Origin of the sequence: Dyella halodurans, from assembly GCF_026283925.1 — a bacterium.
Taxonomy (GTDB): domain Bacteria; phylum Pseudomonadota; class Gammaproteobacteria; order Xanthomonadales; family Rhodanobacteraceae; genus Dyella; species Dyella halodurans.
In genome coordinates this window covers 1-1,383 of record NZ_JAPDPF010000022.1, presented here as the reverse complement: position 1 = coordinate 1,383, position 1,383 = coordinate 1, and the positions used below count along the sequence as shown (strand labels likewise).

The following is a 1,383-nucleotide window of genomic DNA, read 5'->3' as shown; positions in this document are numbered from 1 at the left end:
AAGCAATGAGATGGACTCCTCCCCGCCTTCGGCATCGAGTGCCAGACTGGAGCTGCGATACACCAGTCAACGGCGAAGAGGAGTCCACCCATGAAGCTTAAGCGCATTGGGGTCGATCTGGCCAAGAACGTGTTTCAGGTCCACGGTGTGGATCACCGTGAGAAGGCGGTGTGGCGCAAGCGGTTGCCGCGAGATCGGTGGCTGCAGGCGGTGACCGAGGTGGCAGAGCCCGGATGTGAGATCGGCATGGAGGCCTGTGGCGGTGCCCATCACTGGGCTCGGCAACTGCAGGCGCGCGGCTTTCGCGTGAAGCTGATGGCGCCCCAGTATGTGAAGCCGTACATACCGCGCAACAAGAACGATGCCAGGGATGCGCAAGGCATCTGCGAAGCGATGAGTCGACCGAGCATGACCTTCGTGCCGATCAAGACGGTAGAGCAACAGGATATGCAGGCCGTGCACCGCATTCGCACTGGACTGGTGGAGCAACGGACGGCCAAAGGCAATCAGATCCGTGGCCTGGTGGCCGAGTACGGCCTGGTGGCGCCGAAGGAGCTGTCATCCCTGCGCTGCGCGATTCCGCGCTGGCTGGAGGATCCAGACAACGGCTTGAGTGTGCGCTTCCGCCACTTGCTCGACGGCTTGTGGCGCGACTTGGTGCTGCTGGATGAGCGTGTGGCCGAGCTCGAGCGGGAGATCACCATCATGGCCAAAACCGACGCGGCGGCGGTTCGCCTGCAGCAGCTGCGTGGGGTGGGGCCGATGATCGCCACGGCATTGGTGGCGGCGATGGGCGATGCCCGGCAATACACCAACGGTCGGCAACTGGCCGCCTCACTGGGCCTGACGCCAGCGCAACACAGCTCGGGCGGCAAGGAAAAGCTACTCGGTATTAGCAAGCGCGGTAACGCGTATGTGCGCGCGCTGCTGGTGCATGGCGCCCGCGCGATGCTGCGCACGGCAGCCAGCAAGGACGATGCCTTAAGCCGATGGGTGACCCGCCTGGCGGAGCGATCCCATCCGAACGTGGCCTGCGTGGCGCTGGCCAACAAGACGGCGCGCATGGCCTGGGCCATGCTGCGTCATGGCACTGACTATCAACCGGCTTTGGCGGCCGCCTGAGAGAACCGTCCGAACAGCCCTTCCTTACGATTGCGAAGCACCCTGCACGATGACGAACCGGTCGGACCGGCGTTGGCAAAACCCTGAAAGGTCCACGTGCCACGAGCACGACAAAGCGATTGGGAGCCGGCGCGCGACTAGCTCATCAAGGCCCAGCATCCCCCGGAGTGAGGGTGGCGGAGGCCGGATATACGTTTGCAGTCGACACGGACGCCAGAGCTGCGGGATGCTTGCAACAGGGGAGGAGTCCATATACGGACC

At 63.9% G+C, this 1,383-nt stretch carries 1 protein-coding gene; it reads left to right on the top strand.

Annotation, left to right across the window (positions count from 1 at the left end):
• The first annotated feature begins 90 nt into the window (after positions 1 to 90).
• Positions 91 to 1,122, top strand: a complete 1,032-nt coding sequence (locus tag OUZ49_RS20885) for an IS110 family RNA-guided transposase (RefSeq protein WP_266152549.1) — start codon at positions 91 to 93, stop codon at positions 1,120 to 1,122.
• Positions 1,123 to 1,383: the final 261 nt, after the last annotated feature.

Excerpts from the sequence above, each read along its gene's own strand:
- OUZ49_RS20885 (WP_266152549.1), top strand. The coding sequence starts at position 91 with ATGAAGCTTAAGCGCATTGGGGTCGATCTGGCCAAGAACGTGTTTCAG.